At 41.4% G+C, this 3593-nt stretch carries 5 protein-coding genes; 1 reads left to right on the top strand and 4 read right to left on the bottom strand.

Annotation, left to right across the window (positions count from 1 at the left end; all coding sequences use genetic code 11):
- Nucleotides 1-227 precede the first annotated feature (227 nt).
- Nucleotides 228-1463: a hypothetical protein gene (locus KV201_RS22265; RefSeq protein ID WP_226060640.1), complete on the bottom strand. Its 1236-nt coding sequence runs from the start codon at nt 1461-1463 to the stop codon at nt 228-230.
- 144 nt (nt 1464-1607) lie between these two features.
- Here KV201_RS22265 and KV201_RS22260 point away from each other — a divergent pair, with 144 nt between their 5' ends.
- Nucleotides 1608-1826, top strand: a complete 219-nt coding sequence (locus tag KV201_RS22260) for a transposase (RefSeq protein ID WP_011711478.1) — start codon at nt 1608-1610, stop codon at nt 1824-1826.
- A gap of 242 nt (nt 1827-2068) precedes the next feature.
- On the opposite strand, the gene KV201_RS22255 is transcribed toward KV201_RS22260, so the two are convergent.
- The 3 genes from KV201_RS22255 to KV201_RS22245 form a co-directional block, all read right to left on the bottom strand.
- On the bottom strand, nt 2069-3049 hold the full coding sequence (locus KV201_RS22255) for an IS5 family transposase (RefSeq protein ID WP_226060639.1): 981 nt from the start codon (nt 3047-3049) through the stop codon (nt 2069-2071).
- An 83-nt stretch (nt 3050-3132) separates the two neighbouring features.
- Nucleotides 3133-3414, bottom strand: coding sequence for a DUF2933 domain-containing protein (locus tag KV201_RS22250; protein ID WP_226060638.1), 282 nt, complete (start codon nt 3412-3414; stop codon nt 3133-3135).
- Nucleotides 3415-3457: 43 nt separating this feature from the next.
- Nucleotides 3458-3583 carry a cupredoxin domain-containing protein gene (locus KV201_RS22245; protein ID WP_319000228.1) on the bottom strand — a complete coding sequence of 42 codons (126 nt, stop codon included), beginning with the start codon at nt 3581-3583 and terminating at the stop codon, nt 3458-3460.
- Nucleotides 3584-3593 lie beyond the last annotated feature (10 nt).

Below are 3593 nucleotides of genomic sequence, written 5' to 3'. Positions count from 1 at the left end.
GTGTTGCATTACAAAATTAAGCCAGCCAACTCTGTACAACAGCGTGACGAAAGGCTTCTTTGACACGTTTAGGGGGCAAGATAGAGCTAGTTAGGCCAGCTAGCTCTATGTTGGACAAAACCTTGTTAGAATTTCAGCTCTAACTCGTCAATTTCGGATTAAAATTTCGATGGTGAAAACTTTTAATTTCGGGGCAGTTTTCAAAGCTGTCCCACACCAATTTTTTGTTATGCATTTTTCGATATTTTATAAAGCGCTTCTTTTCTTTCGCCAAAAGTACATATGGCATCGCAGTGTTTTCTTAAATCTGAAAACAAAATATATTTAACTGGAACTTTGCTGCCAGTTATTGCTGGTCTATTCAATTGAAAAAGTAAATCCTTTTCTCGATTATCCGGAATGATAATGAACAGCGAAGCTTGATCTTCAGGAAAAGATAGGTGTAGATCAGTTAATCGAAGTATACCAGAATATATAGATGTGCTTTTTTCAACCTCAAAAGCCCCTGTGATTTTATTAGTTCCTTTTTCAAACCAAACAACATCTATCAGTTCGATAGTTTTTCTAGTTTCCTTAGCAAGGCCAATATCTGGAAACTGATTAAGACTAATGAAAGAAAAGTTGTTTCCATTATGACAACGAGCACGATCATTCGAGGCACTAATTACTTCATAACCGAGTTGCTGACCTATTCGCAACAGGTGATATTGCATTTCGGTGTGAAGATCCTCTTCTTCTTTGTCTCCCATGACTTCATTATGTCTTTTTTTAAGCGATTGTTGGATTTTCAACAATTCTTTTTCTGATAACGAAGCATCATCACTAACGATGATTTTTTTCGAACCTATTTCGAAAAGAAACCCAGCGATTGCACCGAGATCTTTGGAAAATTCTTGCTTAAACTGAACATTTTTTTCTAGAATGATCTCACGCATTCTAAGATATTCACTCCACGAACCAAGTTTAATCTTTTCTTTGAACAATTGGTTAAATCCATTAACTATTACAGTATTAAAGGGAGGCATGATTTCTGGATGAAGAAAATAAAGAATATTTGCCACTGCTGGACCAAGACCTTTAATTTTGTTTTGTTCAAGAAGAATGATCTCTTTCAAAAGCTGCTCTTCACTCTTGGCGTTAAAGCAGCGCTCAAGGAATTGACCAAATATAAGTTGATTGTTTTCATTTTCATAAATATCCGGAATTCTAAGTTTTGGTTTCCAGTAAAACGCATGGGCTGCACCAATGAAAACCTGCTTTTGCTCTGTAATGCAATTAAGGACAAATTCAAGAGAAGAATCTTTGAAATCATTCCCAAAGTTTTTAGTTTTTATTTTTTCGATAACGTTTAAGACTCCTCGACGAATAGAGCGGAAGGCTTTTAATCGTTCTTGACTATTGATATACCAAGTGTTGTAGACCGATTCTTCGTCTGATTTATACTTATCAATGAGTTCTTGCAATTCAAAAAACCTCAAATATTTATAATACGCATAGACATCATGATTCCCTGAACGAGGTGTCGACCGCCTTCGTTGTCGTGGGGTAGTCGAACCAGAGCCACACTGTTAATGAGCATTAATCGTTAACAGAAACAGGAGATCGACATGTCTAAACCTAGCACGATTTTCATCGGCAAGGATGTGCACAAAGAAACCGTGGATGTTGCGTTTGTTTCTACCAACAATAGTGCCGTCTCTTTTTACGACACTATCCCTACCAACAGTCGTTCAGCTCTCAACCTTATCAAGAAGTTTGCATATAAAGCCAGTCACTTATGTGTGGTTTATGAAGCAGGCCCCTGCGGCTATTGGCTCTACAGATAGTTAAAACACAAGGGTTGACACATTTGGTCATCTTATCGCTGTTTATTGAATAACTGCGAATGCTGCTTTGGCTGGATCTATTCAGTCGTCTTTGCTAGGGAACCTGCGATTAAGTCAGTACGCTGCGGTTTAAATTCACCGAAGTTTCTTCCTCTACTTTTTCCGCACCGATTTTCCCGTCTTGGGCAAAAAAACAGCAGTTTTATCCCACTTTTAGCCAGTTTTCTGGCTTCTACCCGATTTTAGGTAGTCTTCGGCTCATAGCGTAACATCTGGTCCACTCTGACGATGTTGGCCAACGCAAATAACATCGCCAGATGATTATCGTTTTTCACCAAGCCTTTATAGCGAGCTTTCACAAAGCCAAATTGGCACTTAATGATGCGGAATGGATGTTCTACCTTAGCTCTAATGCTAGCCTTCAAGTACTCAGTTCTGATGAGCACTTTATTGAGACGTGGATGTTGCTTGAGGGTTCTGACTTTGCCCGGACGTTCTGCTATCAGCCAATCGACCTTCTTATCTGCAAGTACCTTGCGCTTTTCTGCGCCTTGATAACCGGCATCGGCTGACACAAATTGTTCTTCACCGTGTAGCAAGTTTTCCAGCTGATTTAAATCGTGCTCGTTCGCTGACGTGGTCACCAAGCTGTGGGTTAAGCCACTTTTGGCGTCGACGCCGATATGTGCCTTCATCCCAAAGTGCCATTGGTTGCCTTTCTTGGTTTGATGCATATCGCCGTCACGTTGGTTTTGCTTATTTTTAGTTGAGCTCGGCGCTTCGATAATCGTTGCATCAACTAACGTGCCTTGCGTCATCATGACACCGCATTCACTGAGCCATTGGTTTATGGTGCTGAGTATCTTACGGGCCAGCTTATGCTGCTCCAACAGATGGCGAAAATTCATGATGGTTGTGCGGTCAGGCATGGCGCTATCTAAGGATAGATGTGCAAACAAGCGCATTGATGCAATTTCATAGAGCGCATCTTCCATGGCACCATCACTTAGGTTGTACCAGTGCTGCATGCAGTGGATACGCACCATGGTTTCCAATGGATAAGGACGGCGGCCATTGCCAGCTTTAGGGTAAACAGGTTCGATAACAGCAAGGAGTTTTGCCCAAGGAAGAATCGCATCCATCCGAGACAGGAAGATTTCCTTACGGGTCTGACTGCGTTTACTGGAGAATTCGCTATCGGCAAATGTGAGTTGATGTTCCATGAGCTGACCTGTTCCTTGGCAAACTGGATGAGTACATGATCTCATATCAGGGACTTATTCGCATCATCCCTAGGTTTAACTGGCTACTTGTGATGTTTAGTTTCCCTGCTTTCATCATGATCTCGGTGCGAAGATGCATCCTGCTCCGCATTATCTTCATGCTGGTGATCTGTGCCATGAGCCCCATGTTTTCCATGCATAAAGAAATGCATAAAAGGACATGCGAGTAATATTAGATACGGTAAAAGTTGCCAAGTATGCTGCCGGTGTTCACTCAACAGAAAATATACCGCGGCACCTATAAGCCCAACAGCGGCTAGCCCTTTGGGGGTAAACCAGAATGATGACTTTCTATGCTTTGGCATGTCGCACCTCGCCGATTCATTTGAAAAAGAATTGCCGATTACACTATTTTTTACCTACAGAGATCAGGCCTCGATACATTTGCATCTGACAATGAAAAGCGTACTCACCAGGCTGCATTTCCGGAAGTTGAATGGATTTCTGCTTATTAAGCGGTAAGGTGTCACTGATTTCCAGTTCA

Origin of the sequence: Shewanella sp. SR1, from assembly GCF_020447145.1 — a bacterium.
Taxonomy (GTDB): domain Bacteria; phylum Pseudomonadota; class Gammaproteobacteria; order Enterobacterales; family Shewanellaceae; genus Shewanella; species Shewanella baltica.
Note: the sequence above shows the minus strand (reverse complement) of the source record. Positions and strands in the feature narration are given on the sequence as shown.